Origin of the sequence: Flavobacterium sp. Root420 (assembly GCF_001427905.1) — a bacterium.
Taxonomy (GTDB): domain Bacteria; phylum Bacteroidota; class Bacteroidia; order Flavobacteriales; family Flavobacteriaceae; genus Flavobacterium.
The window spans coordinates 1453-2455 of record NZ_LMEF01000027.1 but is presented as its reverse complement, the minus strand read 5'-3'; the positions used below and the strand labels follow the sequence as shown (position 1 = coordinate 2455).

Below are 1003 nucleotides of genomic sequence, written 5' to 3'. Positions count from 1 at the left end.
CAGCCGTTTACCGTCTGGCTCGCATAATAGGTTCCTGTAAGAAGTAGCTCGGTTCCGGCAAATAAAGTTCCACCTGTTGCAGCGGAATACCATTTGATACCTATTCCGGTTGCGGGCAGGTCATTAACCTTTTTGGCTTCTGCAAAGCAGAATGTTTGAGCAGTTGCAGTCGGCACTGAAGGGCTTGCCGTGATCGTTACTTCTACCGAAGTYCTGGCACTCTCACAGCCGTTTACCGTCTGGCTCGCATAATAGGTTCCTGTAAGAAGTAGCTCGGTTCCGGCAAATAAAGTTCCACCTGTTGCAGCGGAATACCATTTGATNNGTTGCAGCGGAATACCATTTGATGGCTGCACCTGTCACTGCTAAGTCACTTACCTTTTTGGCTTCCGCAAAGCAGAATGTTTGTGCTGTGGCTGTTGGAGCTGTTGGTGTTGCCGTGATGGTTACYGCTACCGAAGTTCTGGCGCTCTCACAGCCGTTTACCGTCTGGCTCGCATAATAGGTKCCTGTAAGAAGTAGCTCGGTTCCGGCAAATAAAGTTCCACCTGTTGCAGCGGAATACCATTTGATGGCTGCACCTGTCACTGCTAAGTCACTTACCTTTTTGGCTTCCGCAAAGCAGAATGTTTGTGCTGTGGCTGTTGGCGCTGAAGGGCTTGCCGTGATGGTTACCGCTACCGAAGTCCTGGCACTCTCACAGCCGTTTACCGTCTGGCTTGCATAATAGGTTCCCGTAAGAAGTAGCTCGGTTCCGGCAAATAAGGTTCCTGCCGTTGCAGCAGAATACCATTTGGGGGCTGTACCCACTGCCGACAGATCATTTACTTTCTTTCCTTCTGCCGAGCAGTAGGTTTGTGCTGTTGCAGTCGGCGCCGAAGGACTTGCCGTGATCGTTACCGCTACCGAAGTTCTGGCGCTCTCACAGCCGTTTACCGTCTGGCTCGCATAATAGGTTCCTGTAAGAAGTAGCTCGGTTCCGGCAAATAAGGTCCCTGCCGTT

General features: G+C 51.2%; 1 protein-coding gene and 1 pseudogene. Both read right to left on the bottom strand.

The features are described from left to right. A pseudogene (locus ASC72_RS24830) lies at positions 1-323 on the bottom strand (hypothetical protein); the annotation flags it as partial. A gap of 2 nt (positions 324-325) precedes the next feature. Beyond that, positions 326-1003, bottom strand: a 678-nt coding sequence (locus ASC72_RS14570) for a hypothetical protein (RefSeq protein WP_206743214.1), incomplete at both ends; no start/stop codon positions are given.